Source organism: Streptomyces bugieae, assembly GCF_036352915.1.
In the GTDB taxonomy this organism is placed as follows: domain Bacteria; phylum Actinomycetota; class Actinomycetes; order Streptomycetales; family Streptomycetaceae; genus Streptomyces; species Streptomyces endophytica.
In genome coordinates, this window is the sequence record NZ_JAZBJP010000048.1 from 1 (window position 1) to 19,330 (window position 19,330).

The 19,330-nt window shown below is 72.0% G+C and carries 18 protein-coding genes; 9 read left to right on the forward strand and 9 right to left on the reverse strand.

The features are described 5' to 3' along the window. Both V2J85_RS37060 and V2J85_RS37065 read left to right on the forward strand, forming a co-directional pair. Positions 1-1,460: nucleic acid/nucleotide deaminase domain-containing protein (locus tag V2J85_RS37060; protein WP_330824036.1), on the forward strand; the 1,460-nt coding region annotated here is incomplete at its 5' end. 40 nt (positions 1,461-1,500) lie between these two features. Then, positions 1,501-3,771 (forward strand): SUKH-4 family immunity protein, encoded by a 2,271-nt coding sequence (locus V2J85_RS37065; RefSeq protein WP_330824037.1) that lies wholly within the window; start codon positions 1,501-1,503, stop codon positions 3,769-3,771. Positions 3,772-3,877: 106 nt separating this feature from the next. Here V2J85_RS37065 and speB read toward each other — a convergent pair whose 3' ends face one another. Next, positions 3,878-4,870 (reverse strand): agmatinase, encoded by a 993-nt coding sequence (gene speB / locus V2J85_RS37070; protein WP_261951323.1) that lies wholly within the window; start codon positions 4,868-4,870, stop codon positions 3,878-3,880. Between the two features lie 252 nt (positions 4,871-5,122). Between speB and V2J85_RS37075 the strand changes: the two genes are divergently transcribed. After that, a complete protein-coding gene (locus tag V2J85_RS37075) occupies positions 5,123-5,920 on the forward strand; it encodes a phosphatase (protein WP_261951322.1) in 798 nt (265 codons plus the stop codon). A gap of 311 nt (positions 5,921-6,231) precedes the next feature. Here V2J85_RS37075 and V2J85_RS37080 read toward each other — a convergent pair whose 3' ends face one another. The 5 genes from V2J85_RS37080 to V2J85_RS37100 all read right to left on the reverse strand — a co-directional run bounded on the left by V2J85_RS37080 (position 6,232) and on the right by V2J85_RS37100 (position 9,570). After that, positions 6,232-7,257: an aldo/keto reductase gene (locus V2J85_RS37080; protein ID WP_330824038.1), complete on the reverse strand. Its 1,026-nt coding sequence runs from the start codon at positions 7,255-7,257 to the stop codon at positions 6,232-6,234. A gap of 8 nt (positions 7,258-7,265) precedes the next feature. Further along, positions 7,266-7,730 (reverse strand): MerR family transcriptional regulator, encoded by a 465-nt coding sequence (locus V2J85_RS37085; RefSeq protein WP_330824039.1) that lies wholly within the window; start codon positions 7,728-7,730, stop codon positions 7,266-7,268. Positions 7,731-7,862: 132 nt separating this feature from the next. Next, complete coding sequence (locus tag V2J85_RS37090; protein WP_330824040.1) at positions 7,863-8,123, reverse strand: hypothetical protein; 261 nt, start codon at positions 8,121-8,123, stop codon at positions 7,863-7,865. Between the two features lie 220 nt (positions 8,124-8,343). Beyond that, complete coding sequence (locus V2J85_RS37095) at positions 8,344-8,901, reverse strand: DUF3291 domain-containing protein (protein ID WP_261951318.1); 558 nt, start codon at positions 8,899-8,901, stop codon at positions 8,344-8,346. 435 nt (positions 8,902-9,336) lie between these two features. Continuing rightward, on the reverse strand, positions 9,337-9,570 hold the full coding sequence (locus tag V2J85_RS37100) for a hypothetical protein (RefSeq protein WP_261951317.1): 234 nt from the start codon (positions 9,568-9,570) through the stop codon (positions 9,337-9,339). Between the two features lie 203 nt (positions 9,571-9,773). On the opposite strand from V2J85_RS37100, the gene V2J85_RS37105 reads away from it, so the two are divergent. Together V2J85_RS37105 and V2J85_RS37110 are read left to right on the forward strand one after the other, a co-directional pair. Then, a complete protein-coding gene (locus V2J85_RS37105; protein WP_261951316.1) occupies positions 9,774-9,968 on the forward strand; it encodes a hypothetical protein in 195 nt (64 codons plus the stop codon). Continuing rightward, positions 9,965-10,162 (forward strand): hypothetical protein, encoded by a 198-nt coding sequence (locus V2J85_RS37110; RefSeq protein ID WP_261951315.1) that lies wholly within the window; start codon positions 9,965-9,967, stop codon positions 10,160-10,162. The genes V2J85_RS37105 and V2J85_RS37110 overlap by 4 nt, the downstream gene beginning before the upstream one ends. Positions 10,163-10,330: 168 nt before the next feature. Here V2J85_RS37110 and V2J85_RS37115 read toward each other — a convergent pair whose 3' ends face one another. The 3 genes from V2J85_RS37115 to V2J85_RS37125 all read right to left on the reverse strand — a co-directional run bounded on the left by V2J85_RS37115 (position 10,331) and on the right by V2J85_RS37125 (position 13,125). Then, the gene (locus tag V2J85_RS37115) at positions 10,331-11,194 is read right to left on the reverse strand and encodes an acyl-CoA thioesterase (RefSeq protein ID WP_261951314.1); all 864 of its coding nucleotides are present in this window, start codon (positions 11,192-11,194) and stop codon (positions 10,331-10,333) included. Positions 11,195-11,202: 8 nt separating this feature from the next. Further along, the gene (locus V2J85_RS37120) at positions 11,203-12,360 is read right to left on the reverse strand and encodes an acyl-CoA dehydrogenase family protein (RefSeq protein WP_330824041.1); all 1,158 of its coding nucleotides are present in this window, start codon (positions 12,358-12,360) and stop codon (positions 11,203-11,205) included. A gap of 120 nt (positions 12,361-12,480) precedes the next feature. Next, on the reverse strand, positions 12,481-13,125 hold the full coding sequence (locus V2J85_RS37125; protein WP_261951312.1) for an SACE_7040 family transcriptional regulator: 645 nt from the start codon (positions 13,123-13,125) through the stop codon (positions 12,481-12,483). Positions 13,126-13,258: 133 nt separating this feature from the next. On the opposite strand from V2J85_RS37125, the gene V2J85_RS37130 reads away from it, so the two are divergent. Genes V2J85_RS37130 through V2J85_RS37145 form a run of 4 tightly spaced genes read left to right on the forward strand, consistent with a single transcriptional unit; the run spans position 13,259 to position 18,997 of the window. Next, complete coding sequence (locus V2J85_RS37130; protein WP_261951311.1) at positions 13,259-14,902, forward strand: carboxyl transferase domain-containing protein; 1,644 nt, start codon at positions 13,259-13,261, stop codon at positions 14,900-14,902. Between the two features lie 17 nt (positions 14,903-14,919). Further along, the gene (locus tag V2J85_RS37135) at positions 14,920-16,902 is read left to right on the forward strand and encodes an ATP-binding protein (RefSeq protein ID WP_330824055.1); all 1,983 of its coding nucleotides are present in this window, start codon (positions 14,920-14,922) and stop codon (positions 16,900-16,902) included. After that, positions 16,899-17,840 carry a hydroxymethylglutaryl-CoA lyase gene (locus V2J85_RS37140; protein ID WP_330824042.1) on the forward strand — a complete coding sequence of 314 codons (942 nt, stop codon included), beginning with the start codon at positions 16,899-16,901 and terminating at the stop codon, positions 17,838-17,840. Before V2J85_RS37135 ends, V2J85_RS37140 begins: the two co-directional genes overlap by 4 nt. A gap of 2 nt (positions 17,841-17,842) precedes the next feature. Beyond that, positions 17,843-18,997, forward strand: coding sequence for an acyl-CoA dehydrogenase family protein (locus V2J85_RS37145; protein WP_330824043.1), 1,155 nt, complete (start codon positions 17,843-17,845; stop codon positions 18,995-18,997). The last annotated feature ends 333 nt before the right edge of the window (positions 18,998-19,330 follow it).

Below are 19,330 nucleotides of genomic sequence, written 5' to 3' on the forward strand. Positions count from 1 at the left end.
GCAAGATCACCTACGTCGACGCCCAGACCGGCCGCACCAGCGACCGGCCCCTCCACGACGGCAGCAACGGCGTCCACGCCATCCCCCTCGGCGCCGACCGCCGCCCCACCACCCCCACACCCACCCCGTCCGACCACCACACCACCGACCACCACACCACCGATCCCCGCACCGACACCCCCCGCCGCCCCGCCGCCGAACCCGGCGCCGCCGGCGACAAGCACCCGCATCCCGACGACGCGGACGCGGACGGGAACGACGGGGGCCACGACGCCAAGAAGCCCAAGCTCGACCACGACGAGGGGCACGACGAGGGACACGGCGAGGGGCACGACCAGGAGCACGACGGGCAGCACCACGACGACGACAACCGGGACGCGCCCGACCGTACGCACCAGGGGTTGCTGCCCGAGGACTCCCAGGGCTCGCTGCGGGAGACCCACCACGTCGAGCAGGTCAGCCTCGACCGGCTCTACAACGACCTCGAGCACTGGGGCGGGAACGGGCAACTGCGCGACCTGCTGCAGCAGTGCGGCCCGCCCGGGAACCCGAACGGCATCACCCGGGAAACCCTGGAGAACACCCTCCGCCACCCGCCGTTCGCGGAGATGCCCCGCCCGCAGCAGATGGCCGCCGTGGCCGCCATCACCCGGCTGTCGCTCAAGTTCCACCGCGAACTGGAGGTCGGCTCGCTCCACCCGGACGTCGACAACCCCAACCATCCGTCGAACCGCCCGCTGGACCACGACCCCAGCACCGAAGAGGGCAAGGAGAAGCAGGACCGGCAGAAGGAGGCCAGGGACAAACTGGCCACCAACATGGACGCCAAGGGCCACCAGTCCGCGGGCAGTTACTACCACCAGCAGCAGTCCGTGCCGGACCGGAACGACGTCCGCAAGGAGCTCAAGGACACGTTCAAGGAAGACGGACGGAAATACACCGCGAACGTCTTCAAGGAACTGACCGGCGACAACAAGGGCGACTGGTCGAACCGGAACTACGCGGTGGTGGAGGTGCACGACCCGGAGACCGGGCAGACCCACTACCTCTCCGACAGTTCGCTGCCGATGGGCACCGAGTGGTCGGCCGGCGTGCACTCCGAACCGCACGTCCTGGACTACCTGGGCGAGGTCAACCGGCAGCGGGAGGCGGACGGCAAGCCCCCGCTCCAGCCCCAGGGCCTGTACACCGAACGGGAACCGTGCGGCCCCGCGTCCGGCAACGACTGCTCCTCCTACCTGGGCCACAACCTCCCCAAGGACGTGCCCATCTACTACGGGACCGGGTTCCGCCGGGGCCGGGTGGAGGACGAGGCCGAGATGCGTGCGGAAGGCCGGCAGGACGAGATCCGGCAGATCAAGGACGACGCCCGGGCCGCGTTCACGGCCGAGGGCGAGGCGTACGTCAATCGTCTGAAGGGACTGTGGCTGGGCTTCGCCGGAAAGGGCCTGCTGTCCTGAGCTAGGGTTTCGAGCACCGCACCGGTGGGAGTGATTTCGCGTGACACACCAGCTCGGCGACCGAGAGCGGTCAGCGATCCGGGACTGGCTGGCGCTGCCCGTGGAGCGGCGCGCACGGCTCGTGATCGGCGGCGACGGCGGCGCGGGGAAGTCCGCGCTGCTGCGCGAGAGCGCCGCGCAGGTCCCCGGTGCCGCGCTGGTCGACTGCACGGGCCTGACGGCGGACGAGGTCGCGCTGCGGGTGTGCGCCGCCCTCGGCGTGGAGCTCGGGCCCGACGAACTCCTGCGCGGCCGCCCCGGGTTGCGCGGCGCACTGCGCGGCGACCACACCGTGTTCCTGGTGAACTCCCAGTGGGCGGGCACCACACTGACCTCCTCGGAACCCCGGCGGATCGCCCGGGCGCTGTCCCTCCTCCTGCTGCGGGCACCCGAGGCCCGGATCCGGCTGGCCCTGGAATGGGACGGCGACCGGATGGGCGAACCGCCCGCGCGCGACGTGGTGGTGACCCTCGCGGCAGGCCCGGAAGCCCGCAGCGCGGACGCCACCGGCGCGGACGGCCGGCACCCGCTGGGTGTCCTCGCCGCCGCCGAGACCGCCGACGTCCCGGTGGAGGTGTACCGGCTGCTGCACGAGGCGCTGGGTGCGCCGTCCGGGCCCGCCGACGCCCGCGCACTGGCCGCCGCCTTCCCCGACGTGATCGAGGTACGGGAGACGGGGCGGGACGCGCGGGGTGAGGAGGAACCGGACGCCGGGCGGCTGGCGTTCCGTTCGCCGTCCCTCGCCCGTATGTGGCGCGCGGCCTGTCCGGTGTCCGAGGCGGAACAGCGGCGCGTCGTGGCCGCGCTGCTGGCGGCCGTGACGGATTCCGGGCCGGCCCGGCCGTGGACCGAGAGCGGTCCGGTCGGCCGGTACGCGGCCCGCGCGCTGCCGGCCCACGCGGCCCTGGCCGGCACGGCGGGCGAACTGCTCACCGACGGGCGGGTGCTGGCCCAGGTGCGCCCCGGGGCCGCCTGGGACGCCCTCGCCGTGGCGTATCCGGCCGGTGTGCCGTACGGCGGGGTGCTCGCCGACGTCCGGTCGCTTCAGGCGCAGGGCGCCTGGTCCCTGAGCCAGGGCGAGTGGGCGGCCTGGCTGCACCACGCGGCGCTCTGCGCGGGACGTACGGACCTGGCCCGGCAGCTGAGCGGGTCCGGGGTCGGGATGCCGTTCGAGACGGTGTGGACGCAGTGGCGGGGCAACGGGCGGTTCGGCCCGGTCCCCGGCGAGGTGGGGCGGATCGACGAGTTGGCGCTGGTCCGGTCGGAGGACGGGCTGTCGCTGCTGGCCGCCCGGGACGCGACCACGGACCGTGCGACGGACCCGGCCCACGCGTACGTCCGGCAGGAGTTCGACTCGGCCACCGGTGCGCCGCACGGTGCGCCCGCCGTCGTCCCGGAGCCGCTCTACGAGTCCGGCTGGGTCTACGACGACCGGGTGCCGGAGGGGGTGTCCGGGGCGTTCGCCGAGCGGCTGGACGGGGAGTGGGAGATCGAGCCGGAGCCGTCCGCGCCACCGCCGCGCTGCCCGTTGTCCGTCGGGCAGGGCATCGGGCTCGACAACCTGTGGGTGCTGGCCGGTGAGGGCGGGCTGTTCGCGGCCGTCTGCCGGGCGGACGGGGAGGACGACGGCACGGCCTGGCACGCGGCGCCGCTGCTGGAGCCGCACGCCCGGCTGGCGGCCCCGGAACCGCCCGCCGAGGCGCTGGCCGCGGCGGACGGCGACGCCGGCGCCCGGCCCTGGCTGGAGGAGGTGTTCGGCGCCGGTGCCTGCCGGCGGCACGCGGCCGGCGACCTGCCCGACGGCATCACCCACCCCGGCACCCGGGACTTCCTCGTCGAGGTGGGGCTGCCGAGCCTGGAAGGACTGCTGCAACTGCAGACCCACGGCGGCCTGAAGCCGCTGCCGAAGGACGGCACCGACGGGCAGCGGTCCGGGGTCCGCTACGAGATCGGCCACTGGATGTACGCCCCGCTGGCGCTGGACGGCGCGACCGGGCAGGTGCTCCGGCTGCCCCGGGACACGGCTCCCGAACCGGCCGCGGGCTCCCTCGCGCGGTTCTTCGCCATGGTCCGGCTCTTCGACGCGTACCGCCGCGGGTTCCACCCCTCACGCGCGGACCGGCGCGACGCCCAGCAGGTGCTCGCCGCCTGGTGCCGGCGGATCGACCCGACGGTGGACGAGAGCGACACCTGGGACGCGGTGCTGGGCGGCCACCCCTTCGAGGACGGCACGTGGGAACTCGTCACGAAGGACGGCCGGCCACCTCTGTGACCGGCCGTCCGCCGTGCTGCCGCGGGCGCGCCCCGCGCTGGGTCCCGCCGGGCGCTCGGTCCCGCCGGGCGCTCGGTCCCGCCAGGTGCTCGGTCCCGCCGGGTGCTCAGTCCTGCCGCGCGGCGGCGATCTGCCGCGACATGATCGTGGTCAGCTCGTACGCGGTGTGCGAGGCGGCCACGGCCGTGATCTCGGCGTGGTCGTAGGCCGGCGCCACCTCGACGACGTCGGCGGAGACCAGGTTGCAGGAGGAGAGGCCGCGCAGGATCTCCAGCAGCTCGCGCGAGGTCATGCCGCCGGCCTCGGGGGTGCCGGTGCCGGGGGCGTGCGCCGGGTCCAGGCAGTCGATGTCGATCGAGATGTACAGCGGCCGGTCCCCGATGCGCTGCCGCAGCTGGTCGGCGACCTCGTCGGCACCGCGCCGGTAGATGTCCGAGGACGTGACGATGCCGAAGCCCATCTTCTCGTCGTCGGTGAGGTCCTTCTTGCCGTACAGGGGGCCGCGCGTGCCCACGTGGGAGAGCGCCGAGGTGTCGAGGATGCCTTCCTCCACGGCCCGGCGGAACGGCGTGCCGTGGGTGTACTCGGCGCCGAAGTAGGTGTCCCAGGTGTCGAGGTGCGCGTCGAAGTGCAGCAGTGCGACCGGCCCGTGCTTCTTGGCGACGGACCGCAGCAGCGGCAGCGCGATGGTGTGGTCACCGCCGAGCGTCATCATCCGCGCGCCGGTGCCAAGCAGGTCGTCCGCCGCGGCCTCGATGGTCTCGACGGCCTCGTTGATGTTGAACGGATTGGCGGCGATGTCACCCGCGTCCGCGACCTGCGCCAGCGCGAACGGGGAGGCGTCCTGCGCCGGGTTGTACGGGCGCAGCAGCCGCGACGCCTCGCGGATCGCGTTGCCGCCGAAGCGGGCACCGGGGCGGTAGGAGACGCCGGTGTCGAAGGGGACGCCGACGACGGCCACGTCGGCCCGGCCGCCGACCTCGTCCAGGCGGGGCAGGCGGGCGTAGGTGGCCGGCCCGGCGTACCGGGGGATGCGGGAGGAGTCGACGGGGCCGACGGGGCCGACGGGCTCGTGGGAAGCGCTGGCTGCGGTGGTCATGAGCCGAGACTAGGGACGGCGAGGCCTCAGGCCCATGGACATTTCCGCGACGGAACACGATGCCCGTTCGACATTTCGTCCAGCCCAGCTCCGGTCCGACTCCGGTCCGACTCCGGTCCGACTCCGGTCCGACTCCCGCCCGGCTCCCGCCCGGCTCCGGTCCGTCCCCATCCCGGCTCCGGTCCGTGATCGCTTCCGTCCGGGGTACGGAACTCCCCCGCCCCGGAACATACGTCCGGGCACAATGGCGCTATGCCGATAGCCTCCGCAGCCGCCGTTCCGTCGCGCGCCGAACTCGTCGACCATCTCGTCCGCACCCGGATCGCCGGGGAGGTCGCCACCCCCCGGGAGAACAACCTCTCCCACTACCGCAAGCTCGCCAACGGTGACCGCTACTTCTGGTTCGGCCTGGAATTCGGCGACCGGTGGGCGGACGAGCAGGACGTACTGGCCGTGATGGCGGAGCGCTGCGGGGTGAGCGACGACCCGAACCACCGGCAGGGCCAGGACACCATCGACCCGGAACTGACGGTGGACGCGCTGGAGCGGGCGGCGGCGCTGCTGCGCAAGGCGGCGGCCGGCGAGCAGCGGGTGCTGTTCGCGACCGGCCACCCGGGCGGCCTGCTCGACGTGCACCGCGCCACCGCCGCGGCACTCCGCGCCGCCGGCTGCGAGATCGTCGTCATCCCGGACGGGCTGCAGGCGGACGAGGGCATGGTCTTCCAGTTCGCCGACGTGGCGATGCTGGAGCGCGGCGCGACGCTGTGGCACACCCACTCCCCCGAGCCGATGGCCGCGATCCTCGACGGCCTGGAGCGGGCCGGCCGCCCGCTGCCGGACCTGGTCGTGGCCGACCACGGCTGGGCGGGCTGCGCGGGCCAACGCGGCCTGGACGCGATCGGCTTCGCCGACTCCAACGACCCGGCCCTCTTCCTCGCCGAGGCCGAAGGCACCCTCCAGGTCACCATCCCCCTAGACGACCACGTCCGCAGCCCCCGCTACTACGACCCCCTGACGGCGTACTTGCTGGACGCGGCGGGGTTGGCCTGAACCCTGGGCACGTGCGTCCCCGCGCCCCATTCTGCGCGCGCGTGCCCGCGCCCCATTGCGCGCGTGCGTGCCCGCGCCCCATGGTGCGTGTGTGTGCCCGCGCCCCGCCGGCCCCGGCCCCCGGACCCCACGGGCCGGCCGTGCCCGCGTCCCTCCGCCCCTTTCCCTGCCCCTCTGCCCCCCGTGCCCTGTGCCCCTGCCCCTGCCCCTGCCCCTGCCCCTGCCCCTGCCCCAGGAAATATCGCCGCCCGCCCCCGCGTTGTGGCCCCGCAGGGGGCGCTCGTGACCCCTACGGGCTAAGGGCGCCGCACCTAGTCCTCCCGCGCCGCCGAGGTGAGGGACATGTCCGCGTAGCGCTCGCCCGCCACCTGTCCGGCGATCGGCTCCAGGAGGGCCAACTGCCCGGCGGTCAGGGTGATCCGGGTGGCCCCGGCGTTCTCCAGCAGGCGGCTGCGCTTACGGGTCCCGGGGATCGGCACGACGGTCAGGCCGTGCACCTCGGCCCGGTGCTGCAACCAGGCCAGCGCGATCTGCGCCGTGGTGGCGCCGTGTTCGGCCGCGATCTCGTGCAGGGGCTCCAGCAGAGCGGCGTTCGCCTTGGCGTTGTCCCCGGTGTAGCGCGGCATCAACTGCCGGAAGTCGCCGCCGGAGAGCTCCTTGCCCGCGTCGGTGAAGGCACCGGTCAGGAAGCCCCGGCCGAGCGGCGAGTACGGCACGAAGGCGACCCCGAGCTCGGCGGCCGCGCCCACCGCGCTGCGCTCGACGTCCCGGCTGAAGACCGACCACTCCGTCTGCAGGGCGGTGATCGGATGCACGGCGTGCGCCTCGCGCAGCTCGGCACCGGTGACCTCACTCAGGCCGAGGTACTTGACCTTCCCCTCCCGCACCAATTCGCCCATGGCACCGACGGACTCGGCCAGCGGAACGGCAGGATCGCGCCGGTGCATGTAGTAGAGGTCGATGACCTCGACGTTCAGACGACGCAGACTCGCCTCGACGGCCTTCTTGACGTAGCCGGGATCGTTACGGATGGCCCGGTACTTCGGGTCGTCCGCGCGGTACTCGATGCCGAACTTCGTGGCCAGGGTGATCTCGTCGCGGTGCGCGGCGACGAACGGTGCGAGGAACTCCTCATTGGCACCGACGCCGTACATGTCGGCGGTGTCGATGAGGGTGACGCCCGCCTCGACGGTGGCCTCCAGGGTGTCGCGGGCGGCCGCGTCGTCCGTCTCCCCGTAGGCGGCGCTGATGCCCATGGCGCCGAAGCCCTGGACGCCGACGAGGGGGCCGCCGTTGCCCAGCTCGACCTTACGGATCCGTTCGATGGCGTTGCTCATGATGGCGCTCAGGCCCCTTCCGACGCCTGGTGGGCGCCCGCATAAAAGTCGATCTTGGCGTCGAGTACGGCAACGGTGTCCTGCAGCTCCGCCATCCGCGCGAGGACCTCGCGCCGGGTCCGTTCGAGGATCTGCCGCCGCTCGTCGAAGGTCTCCTCGCCCCGCTTCACCAGCTGCGCGAAGTGCACCATGTCCGCGACCGGCATCCCGGTCAGCCGCAGCCTGCGCACGAAGGCGAGCCAGTCCAGGTCCCGGTTGCCGAAACGGCGCTGGCCGTTGTGCGACCGCTCCACGTCCGGCAGCAGCCCGATCTCCTCGTACCACCGCAGGGTGGGCGCGCTGAGCCCCGTGTACGCCGCGACCTCACTGATCGTGTAACGGTCCTGGCCGTCGGGCCGCGGATGCTCCGTCCCCGCGGCCACACAAACGTCCACGGGCGGGGAGGTCACGGGCGTGCTGTCGATCACCGGCATGCCGGCAACGTTAGGACCTTCAAGTGCACTTGAAGCAAGCGCGTGGTGCCGCGAAGTTGGAGCTGGGCCCACACCAGCCATTACCGGCGACAGGCAGCACCATCATGACGAGCGCGATCCGGGATGGAGCTTTCAGTAGTCGTCCAACTCGACGAAACGGCTCGCCCACGTCCGGAACTGCTCGTCGCATGCCTTCTGTTCGGCCCAGAGCGCGTCGAGGTCTTCCGGCGCCCCCAGCCCGGAGTTCCGGTCCAGCCAGACGAGGAATTCCTGGTGGCCATCGCTGTGTTCCTCGACCTCGTCCGGGTCGAGGAACACACTGTCGATGGCGAGAAGCTGGAACAGTTCCGGCAGGTTTCGCGCGACGACGTAAAGGTCTCCTTCGTCGCCCACCAAGACGACGGGCAGGGCGGCGAGGTCGGTTCGGTCGTCGCACCGCCACAGGGCGTAATGCGAGCCGGAGTGGGTGGCATACGCGAAGGGGATGAACCGCTCCAGAAACTCAGGCGGATTCGGCCCGCACGGCGGGGCCCCCGTCGCCGCACGGATGGCGACGGGGGCCGCTGACGACTATCGGGCGGTGGGGCGACTTGCCTCGCGTACACAGTCCTTGTCAGCGAGCCTGGTCGCTCTTCGGCCCGATGTCTTTGATCCTGGTCGGAGTTCCGTCCGGGGCGAACGAGTGGTGGAAGGTGAAGGCGTGCGGCGCGGAGCCGTGGTCGTGGAGGTGTTCCAGCTTGGAAACCCCGTCCTGCCAGGTGGGTATCACGCCGTCGGAGACCCACCAGCACACGTAATTCGGCTGTCCTGTCCTCTCGAACCAGTCGTAACGCCTGTTCAGCGCCTCACGGTGCACACCGGTGTAGACGGCGTCGAAGGCGTAGCGCAGGTCGGTCCAGAGTGAGAGGGTCGCGTCCAGGGCGGCGGATTCCGCCGTATGGCCCTTGTCGTACCAGGTCGGTACGGCGAACTCTCCCCAGGCACCCCAGTCCAAGTCGAAGTGTGTGCCCCGACCGCGGTCTGCCGCTTCCGCACGACCGAGGTACCCGGGGTGCTGGCTGATCTTCCGGTAGATGACCTCGCCGCTGTCGTGCAATTCGCGCGTGAGAGGTCCGGGATCGGTGAGAGGTGACTTCAGGACACCGAATGTGTACAGCGCAAGATGAGGCATGCGTCTCTCCCTGATTGGGGGTGCCTGGTGTGGACCCGGTTCTGGCTTACGCACGGGGGCGAGGATTCATGGCGCGTGACCAACTCATCCCGTCGCGGGTGGCTCAGCCTGAAGGAACTCCTGTGCGACCGCGGGCGATCGCCGAAGACCAGGTGAAGGTAGCTGCCTCTGCGGCCCATGTCGAAGTTGCGTTTTCCCTGCCCAAGTGCCCTCGTGCACCGGCCATTTCGGGGGCTGGGGGTGACGGGCGGGGCAGGCTGCGGGGTACCAGTGATCCGCTTCGGCCGATCGGTTCGCCAGCCATGCCCGTCCGCACCCCCTGTCCGATAGGCCCGAGTGCCGCCGAACGCGTGCGGTTGAAGAAGATGACCTACGGCCACAAGACCGAGCACCGACTGCGGGTGCGTGCACAGGTGGTGCCGCACGCAGCAAAAATCAGCTGGCACTCATTCCGCATTCAGGCCATTCGCTTACTTGGTCGTACATTGAATTGATCTTTCGCGATGCCTTGAGGAATGCATAGTCCGCCCTTCCGTCGCCTGGCCGCGACCGGCGATTCCTCTTGTCCACGATCAGCTGCCGCGTCATCTCAGAGGCATCTTCGCCGAACGAATAGACAACGGTGTCGGCGTCCTCAACGGCCTTCTTGAAATAGACCAGTCCGGCCATCGCGCCGCATCCGCCTTTCACTGTCAACGCCGCCCGTAACGATGGTTCCGGAGCCCTGAGTGACGCCAAGGACAGCCCCCTCACTGACCACGGCCAGCCCCACGCACCCACTCCAGGACCTCACCGCCGCGTGCCCTGTCATACCGGGCACGTACTCGTACCCTATGGAGGAGGGGCCGCCTACCTGGTCTCGGAGGTGTGTCATGACCACGGGGTGGGACGCCGTTCCGGCCGCGCATACATGGACGGTCGACGAGATCACCGGTAGTGCCTGCCCCTGCTGCCACTTCGGCTACAGCCTGGCGCGGGAGAAGACCGCCGGTCCGGACGGCCTGCACGTGTGCCGGCCGTGCGCCGCCCGGATCGGCGTCTGCACGGATGCTGAGGCCGCCCGGTGAATCCGTGGAAACTGCCGGGAGTTGGCGATGAGGTCGCGTACGACCCGGAGCGGCTGGCTGTCGTCACCGATATCCGCAAGGGCGTCTTCTACCTGCGGAGGCCGGGAGTCAAGGAGTGGCCGGTGAACGACCCGGCCTCCTTGACGGTGCGGCGGACCCGAGTTGAGCGGATCGCGGCGGGGGACTTCCAGTGAGGACGGCTCGCTCCCCCGGTGGGGGTGGGTGGTGGGGGTGCCATGCCCTAAGCGGCCGATGACACCCCTAGGGCCGTACAACCACCGCAAGGCACAAGCACGGCCACTCCCCGGCTCAACGCCCGCCCCCGCCCAGCCCCCGGTCCAGCCCCCCACCCGGCCGCTCCGCTACCCCCGCGGCACCCGCACGACCCCCTCCTGGATCACCGAGACCGCGAGTTGGCCGTGCTGGGTCCAGATGCGGGCCTGGCCCAGGCCGCGGCCGCCCGATGAGGAGGGGGATTCCTGGTCGTAGAGGAGCCACTCGTCGGCGCGGAAGGGGCGGTGGAACCACATGGCGTGGTCCAGTGAGGCGCCGACGACGTCGCCGACGGCCCAGCCGCCGCGGCCGTGGGCGAGCAGGACCGAGTCCAGCAGCGTCATGTCGGAGACGTAGGTGGCCAGGCAGACGTGCAGCAGGGGCTCGTCGGCGACCTTGCCGTTGGCCTTGAACCAGACCTGGGAGCGCGGGGCGCGCGGGTGGCCGACGGTGCCCCAGGGCGGGGTGTCGGCGTACCGCAGGTCGACCGCGGCGCGGGCCTCGACCAGCCGTTCGGCGATGTCCGCCGGGAGGTGGCGGGGCAGCATCTCGGCGGCCGTGGGCAGGGATTCCGGGTCGGGCGCGGCCGGCATGTCCGTCTGGTGGTCCAGCCCCTCCTCGTACTCCTGGAAGGAGGCGGAGAGGTGGAAGATCGGCTGGCCGTGCTGGACGGCGACGACCCGGCGGGTGGTGAAGGACCGCCCGTCGCGGATCCGGTCGACGGTGTAGACGATGGGCGCGCCGGGGTCGCCGGGGCGCAGGAAGTACGCGTGCAGGGAGTGCGGCGGCCGGTTCTCGGGGACCGTGCGGCCGGCCGCGACCAGCGCCTGGGCGGCGACCTGCCCGCCGAAGACCCGGGGCACCAGGGCCGCCCGGCTCTGGCCGCGGAAGATGTCCTGCTCGATCCGCTCCAGGTCGAGCAGATCGAGCAGGGACCGGAGTGCGTCGTTCACGGCTGCTCTTACAGGCCCATGGACTTGGCGATGATGGACTTCATGACCTCGCTGGTGCCGCCGTAGATGCGGTTGACGCGGTTGTCGGCGTACAGGCGGGCGATCGGGTACTCGTTCATGAAGCCGTAGCCGCCGTGCAGCTGGAGGCAGCGGTCGATGACGCGGTGGGCGACCTCGGTGCAGAAGAGCTTGGCGGAGGCGGCCTCGGCGGGGGTCAGTTCGCCGGCGTCGAGGGCCTCCAGGGCGCGGTCGGCGACGGCCTCGGCGGCGTCCACCTCGGCCTGGCAGGCGGCCAGTTCGAACTTGGTGTTCTGGAAGGACGCGACGGTCTTGCCGAAGACGGTGCGCTCCTGGACGTACTGCTGGGCGAACCGGACGGCGGCCTTGGCCTGCGCGTACGCGCCGAAGGCGATGCCCCAGCGCTCGGAGGGGAGGTTCTGGCCGAGGTAGTAGAAGCCCTTGTTCTCCTCGCCGAGCAGGTCCTCGACGGGGACCTTGACGTCGACGAAGGCCAGCTCGGCGGTGTCGGAGGTGCGCAGGCCGAGCTTGTCGAGCTTGCGGCCGATGGAGTAGCCCTCGGACGTGGTGTCCACGGCGAAGAGGGAGATGCCGTGGCGGCGGTCCTCGGCGGTGGGCGCGTCGGTGCGGGCGCAGACGATGACGCGGTCGGCGTGCACGCCGCCGGTGATGAAGGTCTTGGAGCCGTTGAGGACGTAGTGCGTGCCGTCCTCGCTGAGCCTGGCGGTGGTCTTCATGCCGGCGAGGTCGGAGCCGGTGCCCGGCTCGGTCATCGCCAGCGCCCACATCTCCTCGCCGGTGACGAACTTCGGCAGGTAGCGCTTCTTCTGCTCGTCGGTGGCGAGCATCTGGATGTACGGCAGGCCGAGGAGGACGTGCACTCCGGAGCCGCCGAAGGTGACGCCGGCGCGGGCGGTCTCCTCGTACATCACGGCCTCGAACTTGTGCGAGTCGATGCCGGCGCCGCCGTACTCCTCGGGGACGCGGATGCCGAAGACGCCCAGCTCGGCGAGCTTGTAGTAGAACTCGCGCGGGACCTGGCCGGCCGCGAACCACTCGTCGTGGACCGGTACGACCTCGCCCTCGATGAAGGCGCGTATGGTCTCGCGGAACGCCTCGTGGTCCTCGTTGAACACCGTACGGCGCATGGTTACGTCGCCTCCTCCAGATCACCGGCCAAACGCATGGCTAAGCGCTTGCTCAGCGAAAAGCTACCGGCCGGTCACCTGGACTGTCCAGACCTCAACCACAAGGTGTGCGGCAGCGCACTACGCGCCCGCGGCCACCGGTCCCCCCGCGGCCGGCGCCTCCGCCGGCCCCCCGGCCACCGCCCCGAAGGCCCCCAGCGCCAGCCGGTGCAGCAGCTCCGCCATCTCCGTGCGACCCGGGAGGGAGCCGGGCCGGCCCAGGTGGGGGGTGGAGTTCAGCAGGCCGAAGACGGCGTGCACGGCGGCCCGGGCCTGGGACTCCGAGGGGCCCGGGTGGACCCGGCGGACGACCTCCACCCACAGCTCGACGTACTGCCGCTGCAGCTGGCGCACCCGCTTGCGGTCGGCCTCGCGCAGCCGGTCCAGCTCGCGGTCGTGCACGGTGATCAGCGGACGGTCGTCCAGCGCGAAGTCGATATGGCCGTCGATCAGGGCGTGCAGCACCGCCCGGGGGTCCTCGCCGCCCTCCGCGACCCGCATCCGCCCGCCCGCGAGGAGCCGCTCGCTGATCCCCACCAGCAGCTCGGCGAGCATCGCGTCCTTGCCGGCGAAGTGGCGGTAGAGCCCGGGGCCGGAGATGCCCACGGCCGCCCCTATCTCGTCCACGCCGACGCCGTGGAACCCGCGCTCGGCGAAGAGCCGGGCGGCCTCTTTCAGGATCTGCTCGCGGCGGCTGGTCGGGGCGGGGGCCTGCGCATTACTCATGCCGTCGATTGTAGACAGCCGGGTTAGTGGTCGTTAACCTGAAGGAAATGACGTTAACGCCCATTAACCCGGATGCCCGGCGGCCGCGCACCGCGGCGGCCGGGCGGACGACCGAGCAAGGGGGCTCGTAGTGATGGAGCAGGCACCGGTGCTGGGAGGCGACGGGGCGTCCCTCGGCCGGAGTCCGAGGGACGATCCGGCCTCCGACTCCTGGCGGGCCAACGAGGCCGCGCACCGCGAGCTCGCCGCCGAACTGCGCGAACGGCTCGCGGCGGCCCGCCTCGGCGGCGGCGAGAAGGCCCGGGCGCGGCACACCGCCCGTGGCAAGCTGCTGCCCCGCGACCGGGTCGACGCCCTGCTGGACGCCGGCTCGCCGTTCCTGGAGCTGGCGCCGCTGGCCGCGGAGGGGATGTACGACGGGGCCGCGCCGGCCGCCGGGGTGATCGCCGGCATCGGGCGGGTCTCCGGCCGCGAGGTGGTGATCGTCGCCAACGACGCCACGGTCAAGGGCGGCACGTACTACCCGATGACGGTCAAGAAGCACCTGCGCGCCCAGGAGGTGGCCCTCGACAACCACCTGCCGTGCGTCTACCTGGTCGACTCCGGCGGGGCCTTCCTGCCGATGCAGGACGAGGTGTTCCCCGACCGCGAGCACTTCGGGCGGATCTTCTACAACCAGGCGCGGATGTCCGGCGCCGGGATCCCGCAGATCGCGGCCGTCCTCGGCTCGTGCACGGCCGGCGGCGCGTACGTCCCCGCCATGAGCGACGAGGCCGTGATCGTCCGCAACCAGGGCACGATCTTCCTGGGCGGGCCGCCGCTGGTGAAGGCCGCCACCGGCGAGGTCGTCACCGCCGAGGAACTGGGCGGCGGCGAGGTCCACTCCCGCACCTCCGGCGTCACCGACCACCTCGCCGAGGACGACGCGCACGCGCTGCGCATCGTCCGCACCATCGTCTCGACGCTCGGCGAGCGGCCCGCACTGCCCTGGACGGTGCGGCCCGTCGAGGAGCCCGCGGTCGACCCGGCCGGGCTGTACGGCGCGGTGCCGGTGGACTCCCGGACGCCCTACGACGTGCGGGAGGTGATCGCGCGGATCGTGGACGGCTCGCGGTTCGCCGAGTTCAAGGCCGAGTACGGCACGACGCTGGTCACCGGCTTCGCGCACCTGCACGGCCACCCGGTCGGCATCGTCGCCAACAACGGCATCCTGTTCTCCGAATCCGCCCAGAAGGGCGCCCACTTCATCGAGCTGTGCGACCAGCGCGGCATCCCCCTGGTGTTCCTCCAGAACATCTCCGGCTTCATGGTCGGCCGGGACTACGAAGCGGGCGGCATCGCCAAACACGGCGCGAAGATGGTCACGGCCGTGGCCTGCACCCGGGTCCCCAAGCTGACGGTCGTCATCGGCGGCTCGTACGGCGCCGGCAACTACTCCATGTGCGGCCGGGCCTACTCCCCCCGTTTCCTGTGGATGTGGCCCAACGCCAAGATCTCCGTGATGGGCGGCGAGCAGGCCGCCTCGGTCCTCGCCACGGTCAAGCGCGACCAGATGGAGGCCCGCGGCGAGGAGTGGAGCGCCGAGGAGGAGGACGCCTTCAAGGCCCCCGTCCGCGCGCAGTACGAGACCCAGGGCAACGCCTACTACGCCACCGCCCGGCTGTGGGACGACGGCGTCATCGACCCGCTCGAAACCCGCCAGGTCCTCGGCCTCGCCCTGACCGCCTGTGCCAACGCCCCCCTGGGCGAGCCGCAGTTCGGCGTCTTCCGGATGTGAGAGGAATGCCCACGACCATGTTCGACAGCGTCCTGATCGCCAACCGCGGCGAGATCGCGGTCCGCGTCATCCGCACGCTCCGCACGCTCGGCATCCGCTCCATCGCCGTCTTCAGCGACGCGGACGCCGGGGCCCGCCACGTCCGCGAGGCCGACACGGCCGTACGGATCGGCCCGGCCCCGGCCGCCGAGAGCTATCTGTCCGTCGAGCGGCTGCTGGACGCGGCCGCCCGCACCGGCGCCCAGGCGGTCCACCCCGGCTACGGCTTCCTCGCCGAGAACGCCGCCTTCGCCCGGGCCTGCGCCGAGGCGGGCCTGGTCTTCCTCGGCCCGCCGGCCGACGCCATCGAGCTGATGGGCGACAAGATCCGCGCCAAGGAGACGGTCCGCACGGCCGGCGTCCCGGTCGTCCCCGGCTCCTCCGGCAGCGGCCTGGACGACGCCCAACTCGCCGCCGCGGCACGGGAGATCGGCATGCCCGTCCTGCTCAAGCCGTCCGCGGGCGGCGGCGGCAAGGGCATGCGGCTGGTGCGCGAGGAGGCGCTGCTGGCCGAGGAGATCGCCGCCGCCCGCCGCGAGGCACGCTCCTCCTTCGGCGACGACACCCTCCTCGTGGAGCGCTGGATCGACCGGCCCCGGCACATCGAGATCCAGGTCCTGGCGGACGGCCACGGCACCGTCCTCCACCTCGGCGAGCGCGAGTGCTCCCTCCAGCGGCGCCACCAGAAGATCATCGAGGAGGCCCCCTCGGTCCTGCTCGACGAGGCGACCCGCGCCGCGATGGGCGAGGCGGCCGTGCAGGCGGCCCGCTCCTGCGGCTACCGCGGCGCCGGCACCGTCGAGTTCATCGTCCCGGGCAAGGACCCCTCGGCCTACTACTTCATGGAGATGAACACCCGCCTCCAGGTGGAGCACCCGGTCACCGAGCTCGTCACCGGCCTGGACCTGGTGGAGTGGCAGCTGCGGATCGCCGCCGGCGAGCACCTCCCCTACGCCCAGGACGACATCACGCTCACCGGGCACGCGGTCGAGGCCCGGCTCTGCGCCGAGGACCCGTCCCGCGACTTCCTGCCGACCGGCGGCACGGTCCTCTCGCTGCACGAGGTGCAGGGCGGCGGGACCCGCACCGACTCCGGCCTCACCGAGGGCGGCGAGGTCGGCAGCCGGTACGACCCGATGCTCGCCAAGGTCATCGCGTACGGCCCGGACCGGGCGAGCGCGCTGCGCCGGCTGCGGGCCGCGCTGGCCGACACCGTCACCCTCGGCGTGACGACCAACGCCGGCTTCCTGCGGCGGCTGCTGGCCCACCCCGACGTGGTCTCCGGCGAGTTGGACACCGGGCTGGTGGAGCGCGAGGCGGCCGGCCTGATCGAGGCGGGCGTACCGGACGAGGTGTACGCGGCGGCCGCGGCGGTGCGGCAGGCCGCCCTCACGCCGGCGGTGGACGAGGCCGGCTGGCGCGACCCGTTCGCCGCGCCCAGCGGCTTCCGGCTCGGCGGCGAGCCCGCGCCGGTGCGCCACTGGCTGCGGGTGCCGGGCCACGACCCGGTGGCCCGCGACGTCCGGCCCGGCGGCCCGGAGGACACCGCCGAGGTCGCACCGGACCGCGTCCGGATCACCGTCGACGGCATCGTGCACACCTTCCACCGCAGCGGCGACTGGCTCGGCAGGGACGGCGACGCCTGGCAGGTCGCCGACCACGACCCGGTGGCGGCCGCGCTGCGCGGGGCCGCCGGGGCGCACGGCGCGGACACCCTGGCCGCTCCGATGCCGGGCACCGTCACGGTCGTCAAGGTCGCGGTCGGCGACGAGGTCACCGCGGGCCAGGGCCTGCTGGTGGTGGAGGCGATGAAGATGGAACACGTGATCTCCGCCCCGCATGCCGGGACGGTGACCGAACTGGACGTGACGGTCGGCTCGACGGTCGCCATGGACCAGGTGCTGGCCGTGATCGCACCCCTGGACGGCGCCGACGGCACGGACGGGGAGGTGGCGTCATGACCGTCGCCGGACTGCCGATGGAGGTCGCCGCGGAGGGCCTGCCCGCCCGGGTGCGCATCCATGAGGTCGGCGCGCGCGACGGCCTGCAGAACGAGCAGGCCGTCGTGCCCACGGAGATCAAGGCCGAGTTCGTCCACCGGCTCGTCGACGCGGGGCTGCCGGTCGTGGAGGCGACCAGCTTCGTGCACCCCAAGTGGGTGCCCCAACTCGCCGACGCCGAGCGGCTGTTCCCGCTGCTGGGCGACCTCGACCCGCACCGGCTGCCCGTCCTGGTGCCCAACGACCGCGGCCTGGACCGGGCGCTGGCACTGGGCGCGCGCCGGATCGCGGTGATCGGCAGCGCCACCGAATCGTTCGCCAAGGCCAACCTCAACCGCACGGTCGACGAGGCACTGGTGATGTTCGCCCCGGTCGTCGCCCGCGCCAAGGAGGCCGGGGTGCACGTCCGCGGCTATCTGTCGATGTGCTTCGGCGACCCCTGGGAGGGCCCGGTGCCGGTCGCGCAGACGGTCCGGGTGTGCCGGGCGCTGCTCGACATGGGCTGCGACGAGCTGAGCCTGGGCGACACCATCGGCGTGGCCACCCCCGGCCACGTCCAGCACCTCCTCGCCGCCCTCAACGAGGCGGGCGTGCCCACCTCGAAGCTGGGCGTGCACTTCCACGACACCTACGGGCAGGCCCTCGCCAACACCCTCGCCGCGCTGCAGCACGGCGTCAGCACCGTCGACGCGTCGGCGGGCGGCCTCGGCGGCTGCCCGTACGCCAAGAGCGCCACCGGCAACCTCGCCACCGAGGACCTCGTGTGGATGCTGCACGGCCTCGGCATCGAGACCGGCGTCGATCTCGACCGGCTCACCGCCACGAGCGTGTGGATGGCCGGTGTCCTGGGCCGCCCGAGCCCCTCGCGCACCCTGCGTGCCCTCTCCCACAAGGAGTGACCATGTCCCTGGACCACCGTCTGCCCGAAGAGCTGGAGGAACTCCGGCGTACGGTCGAGGCGTTCGCGCATGACGTCGTCGCCCCGAAGATCGGCGAGTACTACGAGCAGCATGCGTTCCCGTACGAGATCGTGCAGGAGATGGGCCGGATGGGCCTGTTCGGCCTGCCGTTCCCCGAGGAGTACGGCGGGATGGGCGGCGACTACCTCGCCCTCGGCATCGCCCTGGAGGAGCTCGCCCGGGTCGACTCCTCGGTGGCGATCACCCTGGAGGCGGGCGTCTCGCTGGGCGCCATGCCGCTGTACCGCTTCGGCACGGAGGAGCAGAAGCGCGAGTGGCTGCCCAAGCTGTGCAGCGGCGAGATGCTCGGCGCGTTCGGCCTGACCGAGCCGGACGGCGGCTCGGACGCCGGCGCGACCCGCACGACCGCGGTGCGGGACGGCGACGAATGGGTGATCAACGGCAGCAAGTGCTTCATCACCAACTCCGGTACGGACATCACCGGCCTGGTGACGGTCACCGCGGTCACCGGCCGCAAGGCCGACGGCTCCCCGGAGATCTCCTCGATCATCGTGCCGTCCGGCACCCCCGGCTTCACGGTCGCCGCCCCGTACTCCAAGGTCGGCTGGAACGCCTCGGACACCCGCGAGCTGTCGTTCGCGGACGTCCGGGTGCCGGCCGGCAACCTGCTCGGTGAGGAGGGCCGCGGCTACGCCCAGTTCCTGCGGATCCTCGACGAGGGCCGGATCGCCATCGCGGCGCTGGCCACCGGCCTGGCGCAGGGCTGTGTGGACGAGTCGGTGACGTACGCGAAGGAACGTCACGCCTTCGGCAAGCCGATCGGCGCCAACCAGGCGATCCAGTTCAAGCTCGCCGACATGGAGATGCGGGCGCACACCGCCCGGCTGGCGTGGCGGGACGCCGCCTCCCGGCTGGTGCACGGCGAGCCGTTCAAGAAGGAGGCGGCGCTCGCGAAGCTGTACTCCTCCGAGATCGCGGTGGACAACGCCCGCGAGGCCACCCAGATCCACGGCGGGTACGGCTTCATGAACGAGTACCCGGTGGCCCGGATGTGGCGGGACGCCAAGATCCTGGAGATCGGCGAGGGCACGAGCGAGGTGCAGCGGATGCTGATCGCACGGGAGCTGGGGTTCTAGGTCCGTTGCGGGGGCTTCAGATCCTTCAGCTTCCCCAGATCCCGAAGGTCCTTCAGGCCCTTGAGGTCCCTCAGGTCCTTCAGGTCCTTCAGGTCCTTCAGGCCCCTTAGGCCCTTCAGGTCCCTTAGGGCGGGGCCAAACAGATCCCGTAGGGGGTACGAGCGCCCCCTGTGGGGCCACAACGTGGTGGGCTCCGGTGGAATTCCGAGGCCCATCACGTTGTGGCGCGTACAGGGGCGTGGCCTGTGGCGCGTACGGCGGGCGCTGCGGCGGGCGTGGCGGGCGCTGTGGCGCGTACGGCGGGCGCCTTACGCCGTGCGCCGCACCGCTACG